Origin of the sequence: Roseovarius nubinhibens ISM (assembly GCF_000152625.1) — a bacterium.
In the GTDB taxonomy this organism is placed as follows: Bacteria; Pseudomonadota; Alphaproteobacteria; order Rhodobacterales; family Rhodobacteraceae; genus Roseovarius; species Roseovarius nubinhibens.
In genome coordinates, this window is sequence record NZ_CH724156.1 from 2,479,602 (window position 1) to 2,501,678 (window position 22,077).

The following is a 22,077-nucleotide window of genomic DNA, read 5'->3' on the forward strand; positions in this document are numbered from 1 at the left end:
GCGTGGGGGGGTGTGGGAGGGGGAGGAGTGGGGGTGCGAAATTTTTTCAAAGTTTTTGCGACGGAAGCCCCGAGCCCCTGCGTGTAAGGTGCGACATCGGGCAGAAAACGGTGTCTGAAACCGCAAACAAGATGGCGCGAGAGATCGGGCCGAAAGACTTGGAGAGACCCAAAGATGACACGTAACAACATTTTCAAGATGGTTGCCCTCAGCTCGGCGATTGCCCTGACCCTGCCGATGGCGGTGGCGGCTGGCCCCGGCAAGCACGAGCGTCCGAGCTTTGAGCAGCTCGACATCAATGGCGATGGCAAGATCACCCAAGACGAGATGAAAGCGCGCGGCGAGGCGCGGTTCAAGGAGGCGGATGCCAATGGCGACGGCATGCTGAGCCAGGACGAGCTTGCCGCGAAGGGCAGCGAGCGCGCCACGAAACATGCCGCCAAGATGATCGAGCGTCATGACACCGATGGCGATGGGCAGCTCAGCCAGGACGAGATGAAAGCCGGCATGAAGGGCAAGAAGGGCCATGACCGCGGCGCCAAGATGTTCGAAAAGGCCGACACCGATGGCGACGGCGGCATCTCGAAGGCCGAGTTCGACGCCATGAAGGAAAAAATGGGCGAGCGTCACGGCAAGAAACACGGCAAGAAAGAGCAGTAAGACTGCGCTGTGTCTCAGGTGGCGGGGGGTGTGTCCCCCGCCGCGATCCCGGTCGGGCAAGCTCTGGACCGGATTGAAGGTGGAACGATTAAAGGGTAGGCCGCGGCCCCATGATAGGACCGTTTCGGAAATCTGCGCCAAAGGGCGCGGGGCTGGCGGATGACGAGGCGTTGCTTGCGGCCTATGCTGCGGGCGATGCGGCGGCGGCGCGCGCGTTGACCGAGCGGCATTTGCCGCGGGTGCTGGCGCTGTCGATGCGGATGCTCGGCAGCCGGGCCGAGGCCGAGGATGTGGCGCAGGAGGCGATGTTGCGCCTTTGGCGGATCGCGCCGCGCTGGGAAGCGGGCCGGGCGCAGATCGGGACCTGGCTCTACCGGGTGGCGTCGAACCTGTGCACGGATCGGTTGCGGCGGCGGTGCGGCGTGGCGCTCGACGAGGTGGCCGAGCCGGTGGACGAAAGCCAGATGAGCGTCGAAGCGGCGCTGCATCAGGAGGCGCGGGTCGAGGCGTTGCAAGAGGCGTTGATGCGCCTGCCGGAGCGGCAGCGTCAAGCGGTTGTGTTGCGGCATATCGAAGGTCTGGGCAATCCCGAGATTGCCGGGATCATGGAGATCAGCACCGAGGCGGTGGAAAGCCTGACCGCGCGTGGCAAACGCGCCTTGCAGGCGGAGCTGGCACCGAGGCGCGAGGAACTGGGGTTGGACGGATGACGGACCGGAAAGACATGACGGGCGAGATGCGGGGGCCGGAACCTGGTGCCGGAGAGGCGGCCGGGCTCGAGCTCTTTTTCAAAGCGGCGCGTGCGCAGAGCCCGGTGCCGGGCGATGATCTGATGGCGCGGGTTCTGGCGGATGCGGCGGCTCTGCAGCCGCAGGGCGCGGCCTCGGCCGGGCTCTGGTCGCGGCTGGTGAGCCGGGCGCAGGGGCTGCGGCAGGAGATGGGCGGCTGGCCTGCGATGACCGGGCTGGCGGCGGCGACGGTGGCGGGGATCTGGGTCGGCAGTGTGGCCCCCGATCTGGCGTCAGAGGCGATCACCGGCTACTGGTCCGGAGAGAGCGAGGTCTATGTGTTCGACGTGATGGCGGGCGACGCCTATGCGAGCCTGGAAGGAGCGTTCTGATGAGCGAGCGAAATGACATGCCGGGACGCGGGCCGACGCCGGCGCGCAAACGGCGCGGGCTTGGCCTCTTGCTGACCCTGTCGCTGGGGGTGAACCTGCTGGTGGCGGGAGCGATCGGCACCATGGTCTGGATGCATGACGGGCATGGGCGCGGCGGCAAGAGCCATGGCAGCTTTGGCGGGCCGTTGACCCGGGCGCTCGCGCCCGAGGACAAGCGGGCGCTGGGCGATGCGCTGCGGGCGGCGCGGCAGGTCAACGGGCCGAGCCGCGAAGAGCGTGGGGCCTCCTATGATGCGATCCTCACGGCGCTGCGGGCACAGCCCTTTGACGCCGAGGCGCTGAGCGCGGCGATGAGCCAGCACCGGCAGATGTTCGAGACCGATATTGCCACCGGTCAGGCGCTCTTGGTGGGGCATCTGGCCAAGATGAGCGACGCCGAGCGCGCGGCATTTGCCGATCGGGTGGAAGAGCATCGCAAGATGCGCAAGCGTGGCAAGGACAAGCCCGCGGAGGGCGCGCAGTAACGCCGGGTCAGACCGGGGTGCGGGCCTCTGAGCGGGTGTGGATCAAGGCAGGGATCAGGCGGCGCTGCGCGGCTGATAGGTGACGGTGTTGCGGCCATGCGCCTTGGAGGCGTAGAGCGCCGCATCGGCGCGCGCCAGCAGCCTCTCGGACTCGCCGCCGGTGGGGGACAGCTCTCCCCGACCGGCGCGGCCCATCACCAGCCCGATGGACACCGTGATATGAACGGGCTGGCTATACCCCGTGAGTGGGATGGCAGTGTCGGCAATCTCGCGGCAGATGCGGTCGGCGGTCTGGCGGGCCTCGTCGGGGGTGACGCCGGGACAGACCAGCAGGAATTCCTCGCCGCCGATCCGGGCCACCATGTCGCAATCGCGCAGGATGGCGCGGAAATGATCGGCCACCTGGCGCAGCACCTGATCGCCGCCGGAATGGCCGTATTTATCATTGATATTCTTGAAAAAATCGAGATCGGCCAGCATCACCGCAAAGCCGGTTTCCAGAGTGTCGGTGCCGGCGCCCTCTTGCCCGGAGCAGACCCGTTCGAGAAAGGGCAGCGCGAAGCGGCGGTTGTAGAGCCCGGTGAGCGGGTCGGTGACCGAGGCGCGCACCCCGTCGCGGGTCTGGCGGCGCAGATGATCGAGCTCCTGCGCCTGGGTCAGGAGCCGGTCGCAGCGGGCGGCGAGTTCGCGGGCATCGGTGCGGCCCATCATGACATCCTCGACCCGCGCCTCGAGCAGGTGGAGCGCGGTTTCCTCCGCGCCGCTGTCGAGCAGGGCCAGCGCGGCGGCGTGGCGGGTCGAGCGGGCGGCGCGCAGCTCGGCCACCAATTCACGGGCGGCGCGGTCGCTCATATCCGGCAGGTAAAGCAGCACCACATCGGGGCGCGGCCCCGAGGTGAGGTCGGGAAAGGGGCGGGCGGCATCGACGAGCCGCAGGCTGTGCCGCAGATGGCGCGACAGCCCGCGCAGAAGCATCTGCCCGGGCGCGCCCTGCGGCGCGAGAATGGCGATATGGCCGGGCGGTTGCAGGCGCGGCACGGCGGGTTCGGCAAAGCCCGGCGCGCCGCCGCCCGATTGCAGGCGCAGATCGCGCAGCGTGTTGCGCTGCACCAAGAGCCCGCGCAATCGCGCCAGCAGCAGCGTGTCGGTGGTCGGACGCACAAGAAGCGCATCGACCCGGCCCGCCAGGTCGCGGCGCGCGGCCTCGGGCAGATGTTCGGTGATCAGCGCGGCGATGGGCAGATCGGCCTGCCCGGGCAGGGCGCGAATGGCGTCGATCAGCGTGGCAAGATTGTTCCCCGCAAGCCCGCTGTTGAGCAGCACGAGATCGGGCGCCTCCAGCCGGATGGCGCGCAGGGTCTCGGCCGCATCCGAGGCTTGGATCACCTCGAAATGGCCAGCCGCCAGCTTGACCTTCAGGAGGATCCTGTTGGTCGCCAGCGGCTCTGCGATGAGTATCTTGCCCGGCATAGGGTGCCTTTCTGACTTGCCCTTTTCTTGTGACCATCTATCCATGCAGGGAGTTAAGAAATCCTTTCCGGGTTAGTTTAAATGCGAGAAAATGAGCTGAATTCAGCCGAAACCATCGGTCTCAGGGCGCTGGGGTGGCTGGTCGGACATGACGATCTGTTGCCGGTGTTCCTGGGCGCTTCGGGCGCGAGCGAGGGCGATCTGCGCGCCGGGGCCAGCGATCCGGTCTTTCTCGGCTCGGTTCTCGATTTCATCCTGATGGACGATGCCTGGGTCATCGAATTCAGCGAAGCGGCGGGGATTGCGCCGGAAAAACTCGGTCGGGCGCGGCAGGCGCTGCCGGGCGGGGAGGCGGTCAATTGGACATGAAAACGGATGCGGCAGGGGCGGGGGGCCGGGCGATTGACGGGCTGCTCTTTGACAAGGATGGCACGCTTTTCGATTTTCACGGCACTTGGGGTGTCTGGGCGGGCGGCGTCATCGAGCATCTGAGCGGCGGTGATGCCGGGCGCGCGGCTGATCTGGCGCGGGCGATCCATTACGACCTTGGCGCGCGGCAGTTTCACGACACGAGCCCGGCGATTGCGGGGACCAACCGCGAGGTGGCCGAGCTCTTGGCGGACTGCCTGCCGGGGGCGGAGGCCGGGCGGATCGAGACCTATCTCATGACCTCTTCGGCCACAGCCCCCTTGGTGCCGGTGCTCGATCTGGTGGATTTCATTGCCGGGCTCAGGGCGCGGGGGCTGCGGCTTGGGGTGATGACCAATGATGCGGAGTTCAGCGCAAGGGCGCATCTGGCGGCCTCGGGGATTGGCGAGGCGTTCGATTTCATCGCAGGGTTTGATTCCGGCCATGGCGCCAAGCCCGATGCCGCGCCCTTGCTGGCCTTTGCCCGGGCCGAGGGGCTCGCGCCCGAGCGGGTGGCGATGGTGGGCGACAGCACCCATGATCTCGTGGCCGGGCGCGCGGCGGGGATGGTGACGGTGGCAGTGCTCACCGGGACCGCGCCCGAGGCAGAGCTCGCGCCCTATGCGGATGTGGTGCTGCCCGATATCGGATATTTGCCGGCCTGGCTGGACAGCCGCGGATGAGCGGTGCCGGCGCGCGCGGCACGGGTCTTGGCGGCCTGTGGCTGGCGCTGGCCGGGGCGTTGATCCTGACACCCGATGCGATGCTCATGCGGCTGTCGGGGCTGGAGACCGGGGCGATGCTCGGCTGGCGGGGGCTCTGCATGGGGTCGGTGCTGGTCCTCTTCTGGGGCTTCAGCACGGGCGACCGGCGGGGCGATCTGGCGGCGCTGCGCAGCGCGCCGGGGCTTGGCATTGCGGCCTGTCAGTTCTTCAATTCTCTGTTTTTCTGCCTTGGTATTGCGCTTGCCCCGGTGGCGGCGGTGCTCTTGGGGGTGGCGGTGGTGCCGGTCTGGGCCGCGCTGTTGGGCTGGCTGTTGCTGGGCGAGCGGGCCGGGCTGCGGACCTGGGCCACGATTGCGGCGGTGCTTCTGGGCATTGGCATCGCCATGTCGGGCCATGGCGGCGACGGGATCAGCTGGGACGCGCGGGCGGGGCTTGGCATCGGGCTTGGCCTGTTGGTGGCGCTGATGCTGGCGCTGAATTTCGTGATCCTGCGCAAGCATCACCATGTGCCCATTCCGCTGGCCATCGGGGCCGGGGCGCTGGTCGCGGGGGTCGGGGCCACGACGTTTTTTAGCGGAGCGATGTGGGCGGGGACGGTCTGGCCGATGCTGCTGACCGGGGCGGTCGTGCTGCCCGCGTCCTTCATGCTCTTGTCGCAGGCGTCGCGGCAGGTGAGCGCGGCGGTGGTGAGCCTCTTGCTGCTTCTCGAGACCGTGCTTGGCCCGCTTTGGGTCTGGCTCGCGGTGGGCGAGGCGCCGGGGGCGCGGATGCTCTGGGGTGGGGCGCTGGTGGTGGGCGCTTTGGCGCTCTTCCTGCTGCATCGGGCGCGACGGGCGCGGCGCTAAAATCAAAAACGACACACCTTGTCGCAAAACTGCGACCCATGCCCCGAATTTGGGTGTTTGCTATTCCTCAGTCCAGCAGGGAGTGACAGGAATGGCCGAGGTCAAGACACGTAGAAAACGGGGTGGCGGGCGCGCGGGCAATGCCGAGCGGCGCGGCTCGGGGGCCATCGAGCAGATGCCATGGAACCCGCCGATCAACACCGATCGGCCGACCGAACCGCTCACCGAAGAGGGGATCGCCGCCATTCACGACGGCACGATGCGCATTCTCGAAGAGATCGGTATCGAGATCCTGAACCCCGAAGCGCTCGAGGTTTTCCGCGCCTCTGGGGGCTGTACGATCAACGGTGAAAACGTCCGCATGGGCCGCGATTTCGTCATGGAGCAGATCGCGCTCGCGCCCGAGGAATTCACCATCACCCCGCGCAACCCGGCGCGGGCGATCACGCTGGGCGGCAAGCATCTCAACTTTGGCAATGTCTCGTCGCCGCCGAGCTATTGGGATATGGAGCTTGGCCGCAAGGTGACCGGCACGCGCGAGATGTGCGCCAATTTTCTCAAGCTGAGCCAGTATTTCAACTGCATCCATTTCGTCGGCGGCTATCCGGTGGAGCCGCAGGACATCCATGCCAGCATCCGCCATCTCGACGTGCTCTATGATAAGCTGACGCTGACCGACAAGGTGGCGCATGCCTATTGTCTCGGCCGCGAGCGGGTCGAGGATGTGATGGAGATGGTGCGCATCGCGGGCGGCCATAGCGACGAAGAGTTCGAAGCCAGCCCGAAGATGTATTCCAACATCAATTCGACCTCGCCGCTCAAGCATGACTATCCGATGCTCGACGGCTGGATGCGGCTGGCGCGGCGCAATCAGGGCCTTGTCGTCACGCCCTTCACGCTGGCCGGTGCGATGGCGCCAGTGACCATGGCGGGGGCGGTGGCGCAGAGCCTGGCCGAGGGGCTGATCGCGGTGGTTCTGGCGCAGCTCATCCGACCGGGGGTTGGCTGTGCGATTGGCACGTTCACCTCGAATGTGGATATGAAATCGGGCGCGCCGGCCTTTGGCACGCCGGAATATATGCGCGCCACGCAGATGACCGGCCAGATGGCGCGGTTCTACAAGCTGCCGATGCGGGCGAGCGGGGTCTGTGCCGCCAACGTGCCGGATGGGCAGGCGGTCTGGGAGACCTCGAACAGCCTCTGGTCGGGCGTGCAGTCGGGGGCGCATATGATCTATCACGCGGCCGGGTGGCTCGAAGGTGGGCTGATCGCCAGCCCGGAGAAATTCGTGATGGATTGCGAAATCCTGCAGCAAATTCAGCGCTATATGGATCCGATGATCACCGCGACCGGCCCCGATGAGATCGCCACGGAAGCGGTGCGGGAAGTGGGCGATCAGGGTCATTTCTTTGGCATCCAGCACACGCAGGACCGCTATACCACCGCCTTCTATCAGCCGTTCCTGAGCGACTGGCGCAATTTCGAGGCCTGGGAGGCCGCCGGGTCGGTCTGGACGGCGCAGCGGGCGCACCAAGTTTACAAGGATATTCTGGCCGAATTCGAAGCGCCGCCGATGGATGAGGCGGTGCGTGAGGAATTGGAAGCGTTTGTCGCCCGGCGCAAGGCCGAGGGTGGCGCGCCGACGGATTTCTGATGGCGCGCGCGCAGGCGGGCGGCTGTCTCTGTGGCGCGGTGCGCTACCGCGTCACGGGGCCGCTGCGCGATGTGATCTATTGCCATTGCAGCCAATGCAGACGGGCCTCTGGGCATCATGTGGCGGCCACGGCGGCAGCGCCCGAGGACCTTGATATCAAAGGCCAAGTGCAGTGGTATCGCTCGTCAGAGGAGGCGCAGCGGGGGTTCTGTCCGACCTGTGGCAGCAACCTCTTCTGGACGCCGGATCATGGCGGTCATATCTCGATCATGGCGGGCACGCTCGATGGGCCGACGGGGCTGCGGGTCGAGAGCAATTGGCATGGCGAGGATCGGGGGGATTACTATGATTTGCCGCCTGTCGGTACCACGTCGGTATCACGACAGTAAGACGACGGTGCGCCCCTGCCCCCCGAATGCGGGGGCAGGGGCCCGATTTCAGAGCCGGTTCACAGCAGGTCGAGCGCCCGCGGAATGGCCAGCGACAGGTCCGGCCAGAAGGTGGTGATCAGCATCACCGGGAAGGCCACGAAACCCATCAGCCCGAGCGCCGGCATCACCGCCTGCATGATCGGCGCGCGGGTGATCTTGCACGACAGGAAGAGCGTCGGCGCCACCGGCGGGCTGTTGGCCCCGATCACCACCGAACAGGCGACGATGGCGGCGAAATGCACCGGGTCGACCTGATTGGCGATCATCAGCGGCAGGAAGAGCGGCGCGATCACCACGGTGACCGAGACGTCATCCATCAGCGCGCCAGCCACGATCAGCACCAGATTGACCATCAAGAGCGCCGCGATGGGCGAGGTGACCACCGATTGGATCGCCTCGGTCAGGTCTTGCGGCACTCGCTCGAAGGCGAGGATGCGCGAGATCATGAACGAGAAGAGCAGGATCAGGATGATCGTGCCGGTGGTCTCGGCGGCCTGCACAAAGCTCGACCCGAGGCTGCGGAAGGTGAACTCGCGGTAGATGAGCCCGCCCACCAGAAGCGCCGTCACCGCCGCCACGGCCGCGGCCTCGGTCGGGGTGAAGATGCCGCCATAGATGCCGCCGAGAATGATCAGCGGCAGCGACAGCGCCGGCAGCGCCTTGAGCGTCACCCGGCCAAAGCCTTCGCGGCTGCCGGTCTCGGGCAGGTCGATCTCGTCAAAGGCGCGGCCCACCAGAAAGCGGTTGTAGAGCACGAGGCCGATGATCAGCAGGATCGCCGGGCCGATGGTCGCGGCAAAGCAGGCGGCGACCGATTGCCGTGTGACCACCGCAAAGAGGATCATGGTGATCGAGGGCGGGATCAGGATGCCCAAGAGCGACGAGATGCCCAAGAGCGCCGCCACCCGGCCGCGCGGATAGCCGCGTGCCACCAGCGGATCGGTCATGATCTGGCCGATCGAGGCGATGGCCGCCGTGGCGGTGCCGGCGATGGCGCCGAAGATCGCCGCCGAGAGCACCAGCGCCGTGCCCATGCCGCCGCGACCGGTGGCCATGCGCGACACGAAGGCGATGATGCGCTGGGCGATGCCGCCCGATTGCATCAGATAGCCGGTCAGGATGAACAGCGGCAGCGCCACCAGCACCAGCGAATTGAGCGAGCGGAAGCCCTGCAACATCAGCGTGTTGAGGTTCACATCATAGATGAAGGTGAGATAGGCCAGAACCCCGGCAAAGGACCAGGCGACCGGCAGGCCGATGCCCATCAGCGCGATCAGCAGCATCAGGGCGTAGAGTGCGTAAAATCCGTCCATCAGCCCTGCCTCAGCCGTTTGAGCGCGCCAAGAATGTCGCGCAGCCCGTAGCAAAAACACCCCACCGCCGCGAGGCCGATGGCCAGCTGCGGCACCCAGAGCGGGATCTGAAAGGCCGGGGTGGTCTGGGGGCGTTTCATGCCCCAGGTGAACATGTAATAGGCCCAGGTGATGAAGAAGAGCGTGATCACCACGGTCAGCACCGCGATCAGCAGATCATGCCAGGCCTTGCGGCGCGGGTCGGTGATCTGGCTCGCGACCCAGTCGACCGTCAGATGTTCGCGTTTGCGCGAGGCGATGACGGCCCCCACCATATAGAGCATGACGGCCGCGAGCATGATCAGCTCGTGCAGGCCGACGACAGAGATTTCCAGGACGTAGCGGGCGATGACGAGAAAGGCCATGAGCCCCACCACCACCGCCGAAGAAACCACCGCCAGCACGTTGAGCGTGCTGGCGATGATCGTTTCCATACGGGCGAATGCGCCGGTCATGTCAGAGCTTGGCCGCGTTGGCCCGCACGAGATCCATGATCTCCTTGCCGACACGCTCTTCCATCATGGGCCAGACTTCGGCGCGGACCTTGCGGGCCATCTCGTCGATCTGTTCCGGCGTCGGTTCGATATATTCCATACCGGCCTCTTTGGCCTTGTTGATATAGAATTGATCGCGTTCCTGCGCCTGGGCGAAGGCCTCTTCCATCACGGTGTTGGCGGCCTCGGCCACGACGGCCTGATGCTCTTCCGAGAGGCCGGCCCAAGAGCCTTCGTTCATCGTCATCACGCCGGTGATGAACTGCATCTTGGTCTGGTTGTAGTAATCCAGCACATCGCGGAAATACTCGTAATCCCAGTAGATGATGTTGGCGCCGTCGCCATCGACCACGCCGGTCTGGATCGCGGTGAAGACTTCGGACCAGTCGATGGTTTCGGTCTGATAGCCGAGCGCCTGCACCGATTCCGCCATCGGGAACATGGCGGGGACGCGGATCTTGAGATCGGCGGCCTCTTCCGGGGTCATCGCGTATTTGTCACGCGAGGCGATGCCGTTGAAGCCTTCGGGCCAGGGGCCAAAGAAGCGCAGGCCGAGATCGGCGAAGACGCCGGTCAGGATCTCGTTGACCCAGCCGCCGGGTTTATAGGCGTCGAACGCCTCGTCCCAGCTGCGCACCATATAGGGGGTGAAGAGCACGCCGAGACGGTTGTCATAGGCGGTGATCGGCCAGTTGATCATCATGTCGAGATCGCCCGCGACCAGCAGGTCGAGCACTTCGGCCTGGCTGCCAAGTTCGTTCTGGTAGAACACATCGACCTGCACTTCGCCGCCGGTGCCTTCTTCGATCAGCGCCGCCCAACGGTCGAGCGCATCGCCCGAGGGCGAGCCTTTGGCGCCGGAATCGGTCGCCAGTTTGAGCTGGGTCTCGGCCCAGGCCGGTGCCCCCGCCAAGAGCGCGGCTGCCGCGCCGGCAGCCAGAAGATTTTTGAGAAACATGATGTCCCCTCCAAGGTGGTTCCGGTCCCCTCTGAACCGGAAACGAAGATTAATCCGGGCAGGTGGACATGACTGTCTAGTCTTGTCAATCGCGATTCCCGGCGTCGCGCATAGCCATGGCGGATGCGCGGGGGGGCATCTGATCCAAAAGCGGCGTTTCGCTGTAAAATCCGGCGCGTGCGATCAAGCCGGAGGCGCTGCGGAAACATTGACACCGGGGGTGGGGCGGGCAAGGTGGGGCCGTTCCAGCAGGTGAGGACAGTAGATGCCCGTCGATTTTACCCCTGATTCCCGGCCCGATCCCGCCGCCTCTGTGCTCGGCACGCGTTGGCTCTTGATTGCCGTCGGCGCGGTGGCCGGGCTCGCCCATTGGGCGGTGTTCGATCTGTTGACGGATCATGTCGCCTATGACCGGCTGGTGCTCGGGCTCGGGGTGGCGGTGGTGGTGTTTTTCGCGGCGCTGATGATGATGCTCGGCCCGGTGCGGCCGGGGCGCGCGATGGCCGGGGCCGGGGCGCTGGCGGCGGTTTGTGCCGCGCTCATGCTCTGGGCGAGCCTGCGGTTCGATCATGTGTCGGAGTTTCTCGACAGCGGTAAGCCGCTGGTCGCGGTGGCCACGTTGGCGGTGATCGCGGCGCCGTTCATCGCAGCGCTCTTGCGCGAGCGGGGCGGCTGGCGGCACTATCAGCTGTTGTTCGACACCAGTTGGGAAAGCGTGCTGCGCTATGTCGCGGGGGGGCTTTTCACCGGGCTGGTCTGGGGGCTTTTGTACCTGTCGGACACGTTCCTTGGCCTTGTGGGGATCACCCTCATCGACGATCTGATCGATCTCGACCCGGTGCCGTGGCTGATCAGCGGCGTGGCGCTCGGGCTTGGCCTGTCGGTGTTCTACGCGCTGCGCGACTATATCTCGGCCGATCTCTTTGTGCAGCTGTTGCGGCTGTTGACGCCGCTGGTTCTCGGGGTGGTGGTGATTTTCATCCTGGCGCTGCCGTTCCGGGGGCTGTCGGGGCTGTTGGGCGGGCTGTCGCCGGCGGTGACGCTGGCCGGGGTGAGCCTCGCCGGTGTGGTGCTGGTCAGTGCGGCGGTGCATGGCGGGACGGCGGGCGAGGTGCAAAGCCCGGTGATGCGGCTGGCGGCGCGGGTGCTGAGCGGGGTGATCGCGGTGCCCGCGGTGCTGGCGGTCTATGCGGTGGCGGTGCGGATCGGGCAATACGGGCTGACGCCGGACCGGATCGCGGCGCTGGTGGCGGCGCTGGTGGTGCTGGGGTATGGGGCGAGCTATGCCGTGCTGTCGCTGTTGGGGCGCGACTGGATGGGGCGGCTGCGGCAGGCGAACCTCGCGCTGGCGGGGCTGGTGGTTCTGGTTTCGGCGCTGTGGCTGACGCCGCTCCTCAACCCCGAGCGGATGAGCGTCGCGAGCCAGCTCGACCGGGCGCGGGCCGGGGGGGCGGTGGAGGAGCTGCCGCTGTGGGAGATGGCGTGGGACTGGGGCCGGGCCGGGACGAACGGACTGGCCGCGCTGCGGGCGCTGGAGACCCATCCGGAGCACGCGCAGCTTGTGGCGATGATCGAGCGGGCGGAAGCGACGCAATTTGAGTATGAATTCAGACAGGAGTCTGAGGAGGCCAGTCAGGTCAGCCTGCATGAGATCGTGCCGCTGCGCCCGGTCGGGGTGCTGCTGCCCGAGGGTAGTCTCGACCGGGTTTCGATCTATGAACGCATGAGTTTGCGGGAGGGCTGTGCGCGCAAGTTCAGCGATGGCCAGCCGGGCTGTGTCCTCGTCGTGGCGGATTTTGATCCGAATGTGGAGGAGGTCGAGGGGATCTTGCTGTGGCGCTCGGGTCATGGCTCCGTGCAGGTGCTCGGGCTGCGGATTTTTCCCGACGAAGGCAGCCATCGGGTCTCTGTCATCGGCAACACCGCGACGCTGGAGGACGAGGATATCCAGCGGGTGCTGAACGGCGAGTTTGAGATCGCGCCGGTCAGCCGCAAGGCGCTTCGGATCGGCGATCAGGAGATTTATCCTTACAATTGAACCTGTTTGCCACCCGTTAAGACCGCTCTGGCAGTCTGCCCCGGTGAGATAAGGGGCAGACGTTCAGGAGGCGGCGATGCACGGGCTGATCAATCGCGCGATAGAACGGTTCATTCGCGATACATACGGGCGCGATGTCTGGGCGTTGATCGTGGCGCGGGCGGGGCTTGGGTTTTCCGAGTTCGAGGCGATGCTCAGCTATGAGCCGGCGCTGACCTGTGACGTGCTGGCGGGGGCCGAGCAGGTGCTCGACCGGACGCGGGACACCATCCTCGAAGATATCGGGACCTATCTCGTGTCGCACCCAAAGCTCGACCCGTTGCGGCGGTTGCTGCGCTTTGGCGGGGTCGATTTTGTCGAGTTTCTGCAATCGCTTGATGAATTGCCCGGGCGGGCGCGGCTCGCCGTGCCGGATCTCGACATTCCCAATCTCGAGCTCAGCGCCCATGGCGGCAATATCTATCAGCTGCGCTGTGATGTGCCGACGGCGGCGGGGCCGGGGTTTGGTCATGTGCTCGTCGGGGTGCTGCGGGCGATGGCGGATGATTACGGCGCTCTGGTGGTGCTTGATCACGCGGGCGGCGGCAAGGATGTGGAGATTTTGCAAATCCAACTGTTGAGCGAGGCGTATAGCAGCGGGAAAATGTTCGATCTTGCCGCGGGGCAAGGGACATGAGCGGGGCGGCGGAGGGGCTCGCCGGGCTGCTCGATCAGCTCTGCCCGATGCATGCGCTGCTCGATGCCACGGGCCATATTGCCCATGCCGGGCCGACGCTGGCGCGGCTCTGCCCCAAGGAGGAAATGACCGGCGCGCGGTTTCTCGAGCTTTTCGAGCTGCGCCGCCCGGCGCGCAGCGCCACGATGGACGATCTGCGGGCGTTGGCCGGGCGGGGCTTGCATCTCATGACACGGGGCGCGCCGCGGCTGCCGCTCAAGGCGGTGCTGACCCCCTTGCCGGAGGGCGGCACGCTCGGCCCATCGGGCGGGGCGCTCGTCAACATGTCCTTTGGTATCGCGGTGACCGAGGCGATCCGGCAACTCAACCTCACGGCGCGGGATTTCGCGGCGACGGATCTGACGGTCGAGATGCTCTATCTCATCGAGGCCAAGACGGCGGCGATGGAGGCGTCGCGATTGCTGAACCTGCGGCTGCAAGGGGCCAAGGCGGCGGCGGAGGAACAGGCCTTTACCGACACGCTCACCGGGCTCAAGAATCGCCGCGCGCTCGACCCGGTGCTGACACAGCTGATGGCGTCGGAGACGGATTTCGCGCTGGTGCAGCTCGATCTCGACTATTTCAAGGAGGTGAACGATCAGTTCGGCCATGCGGCGGGCGACCATGTGCTGCAGCTCGCGGCGCGGGCGATGCGGGCCGAGACCCGCAAGGAGGATGTGCTGCTGCGGGTGGGCGGCGATGAGTTCGTTCTCATCCTCAGCGGGGTGACCGATGCAGCGCGGGTGCGCGATATTGCCGAGCGGGTGATCGCGCGGCTCGAGGCCCCGATCGACTATGAGGGGCAGCCCTGCCAGATTTCGGCCAGCGCGGGCGGGGCGCTGTCGTGCCGCTATCCACACCCGCAGGCGGCGGAGGCGCGGATCATGGAGGATGCCGATATCGCGCTCTACGCGGCGAAGAGCGCGGGGCGCGGGTGCTTTCGCAATTTCGAACCGTCCATGCGGCAGGATCGCGAGGCGCGGCGGAGCTCGTAAATCGCGGATTTGGCCGGGGATTATCTGGGCCACCGGGCGGATAGACCGGAGAAAATGGAGGTGAGTCGCAAACGTGCAAGCTCTGTCGCCATGGTAAAAGCCCAGGGGCGCGAATGCAGGCAGGTCTGGCCCCGATAAGGACAGGCAAGCCGCCGCGCAGAGGGCTGCGCCGGGGGCTGTGACAGAGAGGGCGCCGCATGAACGAGATCAAATCCTATTGGCAGAATTACATCGACGGCGCATGGGTCGATGGCGGCGCGGGGCGGGTTGAGGTGATCAACCCGGGCACCGGGGCGGTGCTCGCCGAACAGGCGCTGGCCGATGCCGGTGATGTGGACCGCGCGGTGACGGCGGCGGAACGGGTGCATCTGTCGGGCGTGCTCACCGCGCTGCGGCCGGTGGAGCGGGGGCGCATGGTGCAGGCCATGGGGCGCTATCTGCTGGACCGGGTGGAGGAGATCGCGCCGATCCTGTCGCTGGAACAGGGCAAGCCGCTCTGGGAGGCGCGGATCGAGGTGGAAGGCGCGGCGCGCTATTTCGAATATTACGGCAATCAGGCCGAGACGGTCGAAGGCCGGTCGATCCCGCTGGGCGCGAATTATTTCGATTTCACCCATTACGAGCCCTTTGGGGTGTCGGCGCAGATCATCCCGTGGAACTACCCTCTCGAGATGACGGCGCGGTCGCTGTCGGCGGCGCTGGCCACCGGCAATACGGCGGTGATCAAGACGCCCGAGCTGACGCCGCTCAGCAATGCCTATTTCGCCCATGCGGCCGAGGCGGTGGGCCTGCCCAAGGGGGCGGTCAATATCCTCTGTGGCTGGGGGCATGAGGCGGGGGCGGCGCTGTCGTCGCATCCGGGCGTGCGCCAGATCGTTTTCACGGGCTCGGTGCGCACCGGCATCGCCATTGCCACGGCGGCGGCGCAGAATGTGGTGCCCTGTGTGCTCGAGCTTGGCGGTAAATCCGGGGCGATCGTCTATGAGGATGCCGATCTCGAGGCGTTTGAGAATGACATTCGTTGGGGGATTTATTTCAACGCGGGTCAGGTCTGTAGCGCCATGAGCCGGGTGATCGTCCATGAGAGCCGCCGCGACGAGTTGGTCGAGCGGGCGGTGGCCGTGGCGAGATCGCTCTCGGTCGGGCCGGGGATCGAACGCGGCGAGATGGGCCCGACGATGGGCGCCATGGTGAGCGAGGCACAGCGGGATCGCGCCGCCGATATGGTGGCCGCGGCCGAGGGTCAGGGGGCGACGCTGGCCGCGGGCGGGCGCAAGATGAACATCCCCGGCGCGTTTCTCGAGCCGACGGTTCTCAGCGGGGTGACCCCGGAGATGAGCATCGCGCAGGAAGAGGTGTTTGGTCCGGTGCTCTCGGTGCTGAGCTTTCGCGACGAGGCCGAGGCCATCGCCATCGCCAATGGCACGCCCTATGGGCTGGTCGGCGGGGTGTTCACCCGCGATCTCGACCGGGCGACGCGGGCGGCGCAGAAGATCCGCGCCGGGCAGGTTTTCGTCAATGAATGGTTCGCGGGCGGGGTCGAAACACCCTTTGGCGGCTATGGCAAATCGGGCTATGGACGGGAGAAGGGCCGCGAGGCGCTGTGGAATTACGTCCAGACCAAGAACGTGGCGATCCGCGTCAGGTGACGGGCCGGACAGGGCAACAACAGGGCAACAAAGGATGGGGCTATGAGCGTTTTTGACGAGGATCTTTTCCTCAAGGGGTTGGAGCAGCGCAAGGGCACGCTTGGCGCGGAATATGTCGAAAAGAACCTGGCGGCGGCGGATGGGTTCACCCGGCCGTTTCAGGAGGCGATGACGGCGTGGTGCTGGGGCTTTGGCTGGGGCGATGAGGTGATCGAGCCGAAGACCCGCAGCATGATGAACCTCGCCATGCTGGGCGCGCTGGGTAAGTTGCATGAGTGGGAAACCCATTGCCGCGGGGCGCTCAACAACGGGGTGAGCCGCGACGAGATCCGCGCCATCGTGCATGTGATCGCGATCTATTGCGGGGTGCCGCAGGGGCTCGAATGTTTCCGGGTGGCGCGCAAGGTTCTGGAAGAAGCGGGCGAGATCTAGGGCGAAATCCTGAAAAGGATTTCGGGCGGCTTTCTTTGCAAGAAAGCCGTCACCGGATCGGATCGAAGAGCGCGTCTTGCAAGCTGCAGTCGCGGATCACGTCGCGCCCGCAGGGCACCGGGTCGAGCGATTTCGACAAGCAGATGCGGGCCTCCTGAATGCGGCCCGCGCGGCAGGTGATGGTGATCATGTCACGCTCAAGTGACGGATTTGCCTTGAGAAACGCCTCTTCGACCACATGGGCGGGCAGGCGCACCGGGTCCTTGAGCTTACGAAACACCTCGGGGCGGGTGACGCTGTCATAGGCCTCGCGTGACAGGGCGAAATAGGCCGGGGCCGAGAGGCCCGAGCAGCGCCCGTGTTTCTTCCATTGATACCAGGCGAGCCCGGGGTTGCCCATGATGTCGGCCATGTCGCGGGTCAGGGCGCGGGATGGCGGGCGTTCGGCGCTTTGGCAATAGCTCGGCCAGCCGCGATGATATTGCGGCCACAGACCATGCAGCACCCAGCCGGTGTCGGCGCTGTCCTCGCATTGCTCGGCGCGCCGCGCATCGCCTTCGAGCGCGCACCATGTCGGTGACCAGCTAAGTGCCAGAACGTAGTAATCAAAGGCGCCGGAGCGGTCGCCCTCGGCGGCGGCCAAGGTGGCGGAGAAAAGCCAGATCAGAAGGGTGCGCATGATTTCCGCTTTCATTTCGTCTTGCCTGCGACTATATACGCGCCAAGTTCCCCGACAACGGAAACCGTCCCAATCCCGGGACAGCCTTTCCAGGCGACGGGAGAGATTTGTTTAGGAGATGCGAGAGATGGCAAAACCGCTCATGGCAAAGGCCACAGCCGTCTGGCTGGTGGACAACACCACGATCAGCTTTAAGCAGATTGCCGATTTCGTTGGCATGCACGAGCTGGAAATTCAGGGCATCGCCGATGGCGATGTGGCGCAGGGCGTCAAAGGGTTCGACCCGGTCGCCAACAGCCAGCTGACCCAGGACGAGATCGACGAGGCGGAAAAGAACCCGCTGCACAAGCTCAAGCTCAAGCATAACCCGGCGGCTGTCGGTGAGGAAAAGCGGCGCGGCCCGCGCTATACGCCCCTCTCCAAGCGGCAGGACCGGCCCAACGCGATCCTGTGGCTGGTGAAGTTTCACCCCGAGCTGGCCGATGCGCAAATCGCCAAGCTGGTGGGCACGACCAAGCCGACGATCCAGACGATCCGCGAGCGCACCCATTGGAACATCGCGAATATGCAGCCGATCGACCCGGTGGCTCTGGGCCTGTGTAAACAGTCCGAGCTGGACGCCGCCGTGCAGAAGGCCGCCGCCAAAAAGGCCAAGGACGGCGAGACGATGAGCGATGACGAGCGTCGCAAGCTGCTGTCGACCGAGCAGAGCCTGTCGATGGATCCCGAGCCCAAAATGCCCACGGCAATCGAAGGGCTTGAGACCTTCACGCTCAGCGAAAGCCATGATGACGAGGACGACAAGAGCCGCGATCATGTGCCGGATGCGGACAGTTTCTTCAACCTGCCGGACAGCAGCGATGATGAGGAGGATGACGACCGCTAAGCCGCGTCATCCCTTAGGAAATAAAGCCCCGGTGCCGCATTTGCGGGCCGGGGTTTTTCGTGCCGGATGCCCTGTCGGTATCGCGTCGGCACTGCGACAGTAAAGCGACGGTGCGGCCTTCACGCCGCGACGAGCGAGAGAAATTTACCCAAGGGGTAGAAAACCTGTTGCGCGAATCTGAAAACGCCTTATATGCGCCGTCAGACGCCAACGCGCGCGCCTCTGGCCGGCCCTTCTGGGCATGAGTTTAAGTAGCGACGGTAACGTTTCCTTTTTGTGATCCACGCCCGGGATTGGGCAGGTCTATTCTGGAGATGACCATGACCGCTACCATGAATGGCGCCTTTGGCGCCGGCGAAGCCATCCGTATCGACGCAGCAGCAGCCCATATCGCTGTGACCCGGTTTGACCGTCCGACGCTTGTCGTCGACCGTGGTCGTATCGCGCAGCAATATGACGCCCTGGCCGAAGGTCTCGGCGAGGCGCGCATTCACTATGCGGTCAAGGCAAACCCGGCCCCGGAAATCATCGCCATGCTGGTGCAGCGCGGCGCGCGGTTTGACGCGGCGAGCCGTGGCGAGATCGAGCTCTGCCTGTCGCAGGGCGCCAAGGGATCGGATATTTCCTTTGGCAACACGGTCAAACGTCCCTCGGACATCGCCTTTGCCCAATCGGTGGGGGTCGAGCTCTTCTCGGCTGACAGCGACGCCGAGCTGGAAAAGATTGCCCAGCACGCGCCGGGCGCCAAGGTCTATCTGCGGGTGATCGTCGAGAACGAGAATGCCGACTGGCCGCTGAGCCGCAAGTTCGGCTGTGCGCCGGGCGCGATGGCCGAGCTGATGGACTATGCGCGCGGTCTCGACGTGGATATCGTGGGCCTGTCCTTCCATGTCGGAAGCCAGACCAAGGAAGCGCGTCACTGGCTGCCGGTGCTCGATCAGGTGGCCGAGCTGTGGCATGCCGCCCGTGCCGCCGGTCATGACATGCGTGTGCTGAACCTCGGGGGCGGGTTCCCGGCCCATTACGACCAGAGCGTGCAGGGCCCGCAGGCCTATGCCGCCGAGGTGATGGAGGCGGTGCGCGCGCGGTTCGGTCAGCCCGAGTATGTGATGGCAGAGCCGGGTCGCGGCCTGGTCGCCGAAGCCGGGCATATCGCCGCCGAAGTGATGCTCGTGTCGCGCAAATCGCCGGACGATCTGCACCGCTGGGTCTATCTCGACATCGGCATGTTCTCGGGTCTCGCGGAATGCGCGGGCGAGGCGATCCGCTACAAGATCGACACGCTGCGCGATGGCGAGGAAACCGGGCCTTGTGTTCTGGCCGGTCCGTCCTGTGACAGCGCCGATATTCTCTATGAGAAACGGCCCATCCAGCTGCCGCTGTCGCTGCAATCGGGGGATCGGGTGATGATCCGCAACTGTGGCGCCTACACCAGCAGCTATTCCTCTGTGGGCTTCAACGGGTTTCCGCCGCTCGAGGTCGTGGTTCTCTGAGCCACCGACCCGCGCGGGAAAGGGCCGTCTGCCACGGGAGGGGCAGGCGGCTTTGCTACATTTGGGGGTAAGGGTGGTGGCCTAGAAGGCCTTGCGCGCCGAGAGCGCGGCGGTGATCGTGCCATCGTCGAGATAGTCGAGCTCGCCGCCGATGGGCACGCCTTTGGCCAGCGAGGTGAGCGTCACCCGGTCCTCGATCTGATCAGCGATGTAATGGGCGGTGGTCTGACCGTCGACGGTGGCGTTGAGCGCGAGGATCACCTCGGTGATGTTCTCCTCGGCGAGCCGCGCGACGAGGCCGGGAATGCGCAGCTCGTCCGGGCCCACCTGATCGAGCGCCGAGAGCGTGCCGCCGAGCACATGGTAGCGCCCCTTGAAGGCGCCGGCGCGTTCCATCGCCCAGAGATCGGCCACATCTTCGACCACGCAGAGAAGCCCGGTGGCGCGGCGGTCGTCGCGGCAGATGTCGCAGATGTCGGTGGTGCCGACATTGCCGCAGCGGTCGCATTCGCGGGCGGTGGCGGCGACGATCTGCATCAGGTCGGCGAGCGGGCGCAGCTTGTGCTCGCGCTTGCGGATGAGATGCAGCACGGCGCGGCGGGCCGAGCGCGGCCCGAGGCCGGGCAGCTTGGCCATCATGTCGATCAGCGCGTCGATATCCTTGGTGCTGCTCATCTGCGCAAGCCTTTGCAGGGGTGGGTCGGGCCGTTTTACCCTATCGCGGGGAGGAGATGAACCGGGGATTTGGCCGAAGAATTGCCCGGGTGTCTCGCGTCGGTCCCGCCTGTGGCGTGCCCGGTCCGGCGCGTCGAAACGCGGCACGGTGACGCGGGGCGTGCGTGCGATGCCCTTGAAAACAAAGGGATTCCCGATATGCGCGCGCGGGGCGCGACCTTTGGTGCCATCGGGGCGCGGCGCGTGCTGTGGCATCGTCTGGGCAACAGGTCCGCCGCGGATGATCTGCGGGGGATGTACGGAAGCAGCCGCAGGAGCGTATCATGCCCATGTACCCCAGTCATGTCGGGGCGGCCCATTTGGCCGCAACCGCCGGTACCCGAGCCCTTCGCAGGCGGGGCAGTATTTTGTGTAGAGCCGCACGGGTGACGCGTGGCGACGAGGAGAGCAGAGATGTTTGACGGAGCTTCTGCGGAGCTGCTGGCGCGGTTTCAATTCGCCTTTACCGTATCTTTTCACATCATTTTCCCGGCCTTTTCCATCGGGCTTGCCAGCTATCTGGCGGTGCTCAACGGGCTCTGGCTTCGGACCCGGGACGAGACCTATCTGCGGCTTTTTACCTATTGGAAAAAGATCTTTGCCGTGGCCTTTGGCATGGGCGTCGTGTCGGGCATCGTGATGTCCTATCAATTCGGCACCAATTGGTCGGTGTTTTCCGACAAGGCCGGGCCGGTGATCGGGCCGCTGATGGCCTATGAGGTGCTGTCGGCGTTTTTCCTCGAGGCGGGGTTTTTGGGCATCATGCTCTTTGGCCGCGAGCGGGTGGGCGACAAGCTCCATATGCTGGCGACCTTCATGGTGGCCTTTGGCACGCTGATGTCGGCCACCTGGATCCTGTCGGTCAACAGCTGGATGCAGACGCCGGCGGGCTATGGCATGAACGAGGTGGGCCAGTTCATCCCCGAGGATTGGTGGAAAGTGGTGTTCAACCCGTCCTTCCCCTATCGGCTGGTGCATATGGTGCTGGCGGCCTATCTGACCACGGCCTTTGTGGTGGCAGCGGTGGGCGCGCTGCATCTTTTGCGCGATCGCAGCGATGCCGAGGCGCGGCGGATGTTTTCCATGGCGATGTGGATGGCGGTGATCGTGACGCCCTTGCAGATCCTCGCGGGGGATCAGCACGGGCTCAACACGCTTGAACATCAGCCGGTCAAGGTGATGGCGATGGAGGGGCATTTCGACAGCCATGATCATGGCGCGCCGCTCATCCTCTTTGGCATCCCCAATGTGGAAGAGAAGCGCATTGATTATGCGGTGGAAATCCCCAAGCTCAGCTCGCTCATCCTCAAGCATGATCTGAACGCGCCGCTGGCCGGGCTTGACACCGTGCCCGATGACGAAGAGCCGCCCATCGCGATTGTCTTCTGGAGCTTTCGGGTGATGGTCGGTCTTGGCTTTGCCATGCTCGGGGTCGGGCTCTGGGCGCTGTGGCGGCGGGCGCGGGGGCGGCTCTATGAAGATCGCTGGCTGCACCGGGCGGCGCTAATGATGGGGCCGAGCGGCTTTGTCGCGGTGCTGGCGGGCTGGGTGACGACGGAGGTCGGACGGCAGCCCTGGACGGTCTATGGGCTGTTGCGCACCTCCGACTCGATTGCGCCGGTGGAAGCGCCGGCGGTGGCCGCGTCGCTCATCGCCTTTGTGGTGGTCTATTTCTTCGTCTTCGGGGCGGGCACCTATTACATCCTGCGGATGATGAACAAACCGGCCGCGACGCGGCATCTCGGCCTGCGCGACGGGCCGGTGCGGGCCGCCGGGATCACCCCAACCCAGCAGGTGTCCCATGACACCTCGGTTCTGGATTAAGGAGCAGCGAC

Annotated in this window: 23 protein-coding genes; 17 read left to right on the forward strand and 6 right to left on the reverse strand. The window is 65.6% G+C overall.

Annotation, left to right across the window (positions count from 1 at the left end; genetic code table 11):
* Nucleotides 1–174 precede the first annotated feature (174 nt).
* The 4 genes from ISM_RS11795 (at nucleotide 175) to ISM_RS11810 (ending at nucleotide 2,304) form a co-directional block, all read left to right on the forward strand.
* Entirely contained in the window at nucleotides 175–660 is a 486-nt protein-coding gene (locus ISM_RS11795; protein WP_050754140.1) for an EF-hand domain-containing protein, read from the forward strand.
* 110 nt (nucleotides 661–770) lie between these two features.
* The gene (locus ISM_RS11800) at nucleotides 771–1,370 is read left to right on the forward strand and encodes an RNA polymerase sigma factor (RefSeq protein ID WP_009814405.1); all 600 of its coding nucleotides are present in this window, start codon (nucleotides 771–773) and stop codon (nucleotides 1,368–1,370) included.
* Complete coding sequence (locus ISM_RS11805; RefSeq protein ID WP_009814406.1) at nucleotides 1,367–1,780, forward strand: hypothetical protein; 414 nt, start codon at nucleotides 1,367–1,369, stop codon at nucleotides 1,778–1,780. Before ISM_RS11800 ends, ISM_RS11805 begins: the two co-directional genes overlap by 4 nt.
* Nucleotides 1,780–2,304, forward strand: coding sequence for a periplasmic heavy metal sensor (locus tag ISM_RS11810; protein WP_009814407.1), 525 nt, complete (start codon nucleotides 1,780–1,782; stop codon nucleotides 2,302–2,304). The genes ISM_RS11805 and ISM_RS11810 overlap by 1 nt, the downstream gene beginning before the upstream one ends.
* A gap of 54 nt (nucleotides 2,305–2,358) precedes the next feature.
* On the opposite strand, the gene ISM_RS11815 is transcribed toward ISM_RS11810, so the two are convergent.
* Entirely contained in the window at nucleotides 2,359–3,774 is a 1,416-nt protein-coding gene (locus ISM_RS11815; RefSeq protein ID WP_009814408.1) for a GGDEF domain-containing response regulator, read from the reverse strand.
* 81 nt (nucleotides 3,775–3,855) lie between these two features.
* Between ISM_RS11815 and ISM_RS11820 the strand changes: the two genes are divergently transcribed.
* The 5 genes from ISM_RS11820 to ISM_RS11840 all read left to right on the forward strand — a co-directional run bounded on the left by ISM_RS11820 (nucleotide 3,856) and on the right by ISM_RS11840 (nucleotide 7,795).
* Complete coding sequence (locus ISM_RS11820) at nucleotides 3,856–4,143, forward strand: DUF3572 domain-containing protein (protein ID WP_009814409.1); 288 nt, start codon at nucleotides 3,856–3,858, stop codon at nucleotides 4,141–4,143.
* Entirely contained in the window at nucleotides 4,140–4,865 is a 726-nt protein-coding gene (locus tag ISM_RS11825; RefSeq protein WP_009814410.1) for an HAD family hydrolase, read from the forward strand. The genes ISM_RS11820 and ISM_RS11825 overlap by 4 nt, the downstream gene beginning before the upstream one ends.
* Nucleotides 4,862–5,752 (forward strand): DMT family transporter, encoded by an 891-nt coding sequence (locus tag ISM_RS11830; RefSeq protein ID WP_009814411.1) that lies wholly within the window; start codon nucleotides 4,862–4,864, stop codon nucleotides 5,750–5,752. Before ISM_RS11825 ends, ISM_RS11830 begins: the two co-directional genes overlap by 4 nt.
* A gap of 91 nt (nucleotides 5,753–5,843) precedes the next feature.
* Nucleotides 5,844–7,406, forward strand: a complete 1,563-nt coding sequence (locus ISM_RS11835; protein WP_009814412.1) for a trimethylamine methyltransferase family protein — start codon at nucleotides 5,844–5,846, stop codon at nucleotides 7,404–7,406.
* A complete protein-coding gene (locus ISM_RS11840; protein WP_009814413.1) occupies nucleotides 7,406–7,795 on the forward strand; it encodes a GFA family protein in 390 nt (129 codons plus the stop codon). The genes ISM_RS11835 and ISM_RS11840 overlap by 1 nt, the downstream gene beginning before the upstream one ends.
* A 59-nt stretch (nucleotides 7,796–7,854) precedes the next feature.
* Here the strand turns inward: ISM_RS11840 and ISM_RS11845 are convergent, their stop codons facing one another.
* From ISM_RS11845 to dctP, 3 genes are read right to left on the reverse strand one after another with little or no spacing between them, the layout of a single operon-like run.
* Entirely contained in the window at nucleotides 7,855–9,150 is a 1,296-nt protein-coding gene (locus ISM_RS11845; RefSeq protein WP_040618050.1) for a TRAP transporter large permease, read from the reverse strand.
* On the reverse strand, nucleotides 9,150–9,644 hold the full coding sequence (locus ISM_RS11850; protein WP_156783375.1) for a TRAP transporter small permease: 495 nt from the start codon (nucleotides 9,642–9,644) through the stop codon (nucleotides 9,150–9,152). Before ISM_RS11850 ends, ISM_RS11845 begins: the two co-directional genes overlap by 1 nt.
* Before the next feature lies 1 nt (nucleotide 9,645).
* Nucleotides 9,646–10,641 carry a TRAP transporter substrate-binding protein DctP gene (gene dctP / locus ISM_RS11855; protein ID WP_009814416.1) on the reverse strand — a complete coding sequence of 332 codons (996 nt, stop codon included), beginning with the start codon at nucleotides 10,639–10,641 and terminating at the stop codon, nucleotides 9,646–9,648.
* A gap of 265 nt (nucleotides 10,642–10,906) precedes the next feature.
* On the opposite strand from dctP, the gene ISM_RS11860 reads away from it, so the two are divergent.
* The 5 genes from ISM_RS11860 (at nucleotide 10,907) to ISM_RS11880 (ending at nucleotide 16,470) form a co-directional block, all read left to right on the forward strand.
* Entirely contained in the window at nucleotides 10,907–12,679 is a 1,773-nt protein-coding gene (locus tag ISM_RS11860; protein WP_040618051.1) for a DUF4153 domain-containing protein, read from the forward strand.
* 76 nt (nucleotides 12,680–12,755) lie between these two features.
* Complete coding sequence (locus tag ISM_RS11865; RefSeq protein WP_009814418.1) at nucleotides 12,756–13,355, forward strand: heme NO-binding domain-containing protein; 600 nt, start codon at nucleotides 12,756–12,758, stop codon at nucleotides 13,353–13,355.
* On the forward strand, nucleotides 13,352–14,389 hold the full coding sequence (locus ISM_RS11870) for a GGDEF domain-containing protein (protein ID WP_009814419.1): 1,038 nt from the start codon (nucleotides 13,352–13,354) through the stop codon (nucleotides 14,387–14,389). Before ISM_RS11865 ends, ISM_RS11870 begins: the two co-directional genes overlap by 4 nt.
* A gap of 197 nt (nucleotides 14,390–14,586) precedes the next feature.
* Nucleotides 14,587–16,038 (forward strand): aldehyde dehydrogenase family protein, encoded by a 1,452-nt coding sequence (locus ISM_RS11875; RefSeq protein ID WP_009814420.1) that lies wholly within the window; start codon nucleotides 14,587–14,589, stop codon nucleotides 16,036–16,038.
* A gap of 42 nt (nucleotides 16,039–16,080) precedes the next feature.
* Nucleotides 16,081–16,470: a carboxymuconolactone decarboxylase family protein gene (locus ISM_RS11880; RefSeq protein WP_009814421.1), complete on the forward strand. Its 390-nt coding sequence runs from the start codon at nucleotides 16,081–16,083 to the stop codon at nucleotides 16,468–16,470.
* A gap of 49 nt (nucleotides 16,471–16,519) precedes the next feature.
* Here the strand turns inward: ISM_RS11880 and ISM_RS11885 are convergent, their stop codons facing one another.
* Nucleotides 16,520–17,149 (reverse strand): ribonuclease T2 family protein, encoded by a 630-nt coding sequence (locus ISM_RS11885; protein ID WP_156783376.1) that lies wholly within the window; start codon nucleotides 17,147–17,149, stop codon nucleotides 16,520–16,522.
* A gap of 127 nt (nucleotides 17,150–17,276) precedes the next feature.
* On the opposite strand from ISM_RS11885, the gene ISM_RS11890 reads away from it, so the two are divergent.
* The gene (locus ISM_RS11890; protein ID WP_009814423.1) at nucleotides 17,277–18,035 is read left to right on the forward strand and encodes a DUF1013 domain-containing protein; all 759 of its coding nucleotides are present in this window, start codon (nucleotides 17,277–17,279) and stop codon (nucleotides 18,033–18,035) included.
* A 314-nt stretch (nucleotides 18,036–18,349) separates the two neighbouring features.
* The gene (locus ISM_RS11895) at nucleotides 18,350–19,528 is read left to right on the forward strand and encodes a type III PLP-dependent enzyme (protein WP_009814424.1); all 1,179 of its coding nucleotides are present in this window, start codon (nucleotides 18,350–18,352) and stop codon (nucleotides 19,526–19,528) included.
* Between the two features lie 81 nt (nucleotides 19,529–19,609).
* On the opposite strand, the gene recR is transcribed toward ISM_RS11895, so the two are convergent.
* Nucleotides 19,610–20,203 (reverse strand): recombination mediator RecR, encoded by a 594-nt coding sequence (gene recR / locus ISM_RS11900; RefSeq protein ID WP_009814425.1) that lies wholly within the window; start codon nucleotides 20,201–20,203, stop codon nucleotides 19,610–19,612.
* Between the two features lie 453 nt (nucleotides 20,204–20,656).
* On the opposite strand from recR, the gene ISM_RS11905 reads away from it, so the two are divergent.
* Entirely contained in the window at nucleotides 20,657–22,066 is a 1,410-nt protein-coding gene (locus ISM_RS11905) for a cytochrome ubiquinol oxidase subunit I (protein WP_009814426.1), read from the forward strand.
* Nucleotides 22,067–22,077: the final 11 nt, after the last annotated feature.

Bases quoted from the DNA above. Each gene is read 5' to 3' on its own strand.
- ISM_RS11795 (WP_050754140.1), top strand. From the start codon at position 175: ATGACACGTAACAACATTTTCAAGATGGTTGCCCTCAGCTCGGCGATT.
- ISM_RS11800 (WP_009814405.1), top strand. From the start codon at position 771: ATGATAGGACCGTTTCGGAAATCTGCGCCAAAGGGCGCGGGGCTGGCG.
- ISM_RS11805 (WP_009814406.1), top strand. From the start codon at position 1,367: ATGACGGACCGGAAAGACATGACGGGCGAGATGCGGGGGCCGGAACCT.
- ISM_RS11810 (WP_009814407.1), top strand. From the start codon at position 1,780: ATGAGCGAGCGAAATGACATGCCGGGACGCGGGCCGACGCCGGCGCGC.
- ISM_RS11815 (WP_009814408.1), bottom strand. From the start codon at position 3,774: ATGCCGGGCAAGATACTCATCGCAGAGCCGCTGGCGACCAACAGGATC.
- ISM_RS11820 (WP_009814409.1), top strand. From the start codon at position 3,856: ATGCGAGAAAATGAGCTGAATTCAGCCGAAACCATCGGTCTCAGGGCG.
- ISM_RS11825 (WP_009814410.1), top strand. From the start codon at position 4,140: ATGAAAACGGATGCGGCAGGGGCGGGGGGCCGGGCGATTGACGGGCTG.
- ISM_RS11830 (WP_009814411.1), top strand. From the start codon at position 4,862: ATGAGCGGTGCCGGCGCGCGCGGCACGGGTCTTGGCGGCCTGTGGCTG.
- ISM_RS11835 (WP_009814412.1), top strand. From the start codon at position 5,844: ATGGCCGAGGTCAAGACACGTAGAAAACGGGGTGGCGGGCGCGCGGGC.
- ISM_RS11840 (WP_009814413.1), top strand. From the start codon at position 7,406: ATGGCGCGCGCGCAGGCGGGCGGCTGTCTCTGTGGCGCGGTGCGCTAC.
- ISM_RS11845 (WP_040618050.1), bottom strand. From the start codon at position 9,150: ATGGACGGATTTTACGCACTCTACGCCCTGATGCTGCTGATCGCGCTG.
- ISM_RS11850 (WP_156783375.1), bottom strand. From the start codon at position 9,644: ATGACCGGCGCATTCGCCCGTATGGAAACGATCATCGCCAGCACGCTC.
- dctP (WP_009814416.1), bottom strand. From the start codon at position 10,641: ATGTTTCTCAAAAATCTTCTGGCTGCCGGCGCGGCAGCCGCGCTCTTG.
- ISM_RS11860 (WP_040618051.1), top strand. From the start codon at position 10,907: ATGCCCGTCGATTTTACCCCTGATTCCCGGCCCGATCCCGCCGCCTCT.
- ISM_RS11865 (WP_009814418.1), top strand. From the start codon at position 12,756: ATGCACGGGCTGATCAATCGCGCGATAGAACGGTTCATTCGCGATACA.
- ISM_RS11870 (WP_009814419.1), top strand. From the start codon at position 13,352: ATGAGCGGGGCGGCGGAGGGGCTCGCCGGGCTGCTCGATCAGCTCTGC.
- ISM_RS11875 (WP_009814420.1), top strand. From the start codon at position 14,587: ATGAACGAGATCAAATCCTATTGGCAGAATTACATCGACGGCGCATGG.
- ISM_RS11880 (WP_009814421.1), top strand. From the start codon at position 16,081: ATGAGCGTTTTTGACGAGGATCTTTTCCTCAAGGGGTTGGAGCAGCGC.
- ISM_RS11885 (WP_156783376.1), bottom strand. From the start codon at position 17,149: ATGCGCACCCTTCTGATCTGGCTTTTCTCCGCCACCTTGGCCGCCGCC.
- ISM_RS11890 (WP_009814423.1), top strand. From the start codon at position 17,277: ATGGCAAAACCGCTCATGGCAAAGGCCACAGCCGTCTGGCTGGTGGAC.
- ISM_RS11895 (WP_009814424.1), top strand. From the start codon at position 18,350: ATGACCATGACCGCTACCATGAATGGCGCCTTTGGCGCCGGCGAAGCC.
- recR (WP_009814425.1), bottom strand. From the start codon at position 20,203: ATGAGCAGCACCAAGGATATCGACGCGCTGATCGACATGATGGCCAAG.
- ISM_RS11905 (WP_009814426.1), top strand. From the start codon at position 20,657: ATGTTTGACGGAGCTTCTGCGGAGCTGCTGGCGCGGTTTCAATTCGCC.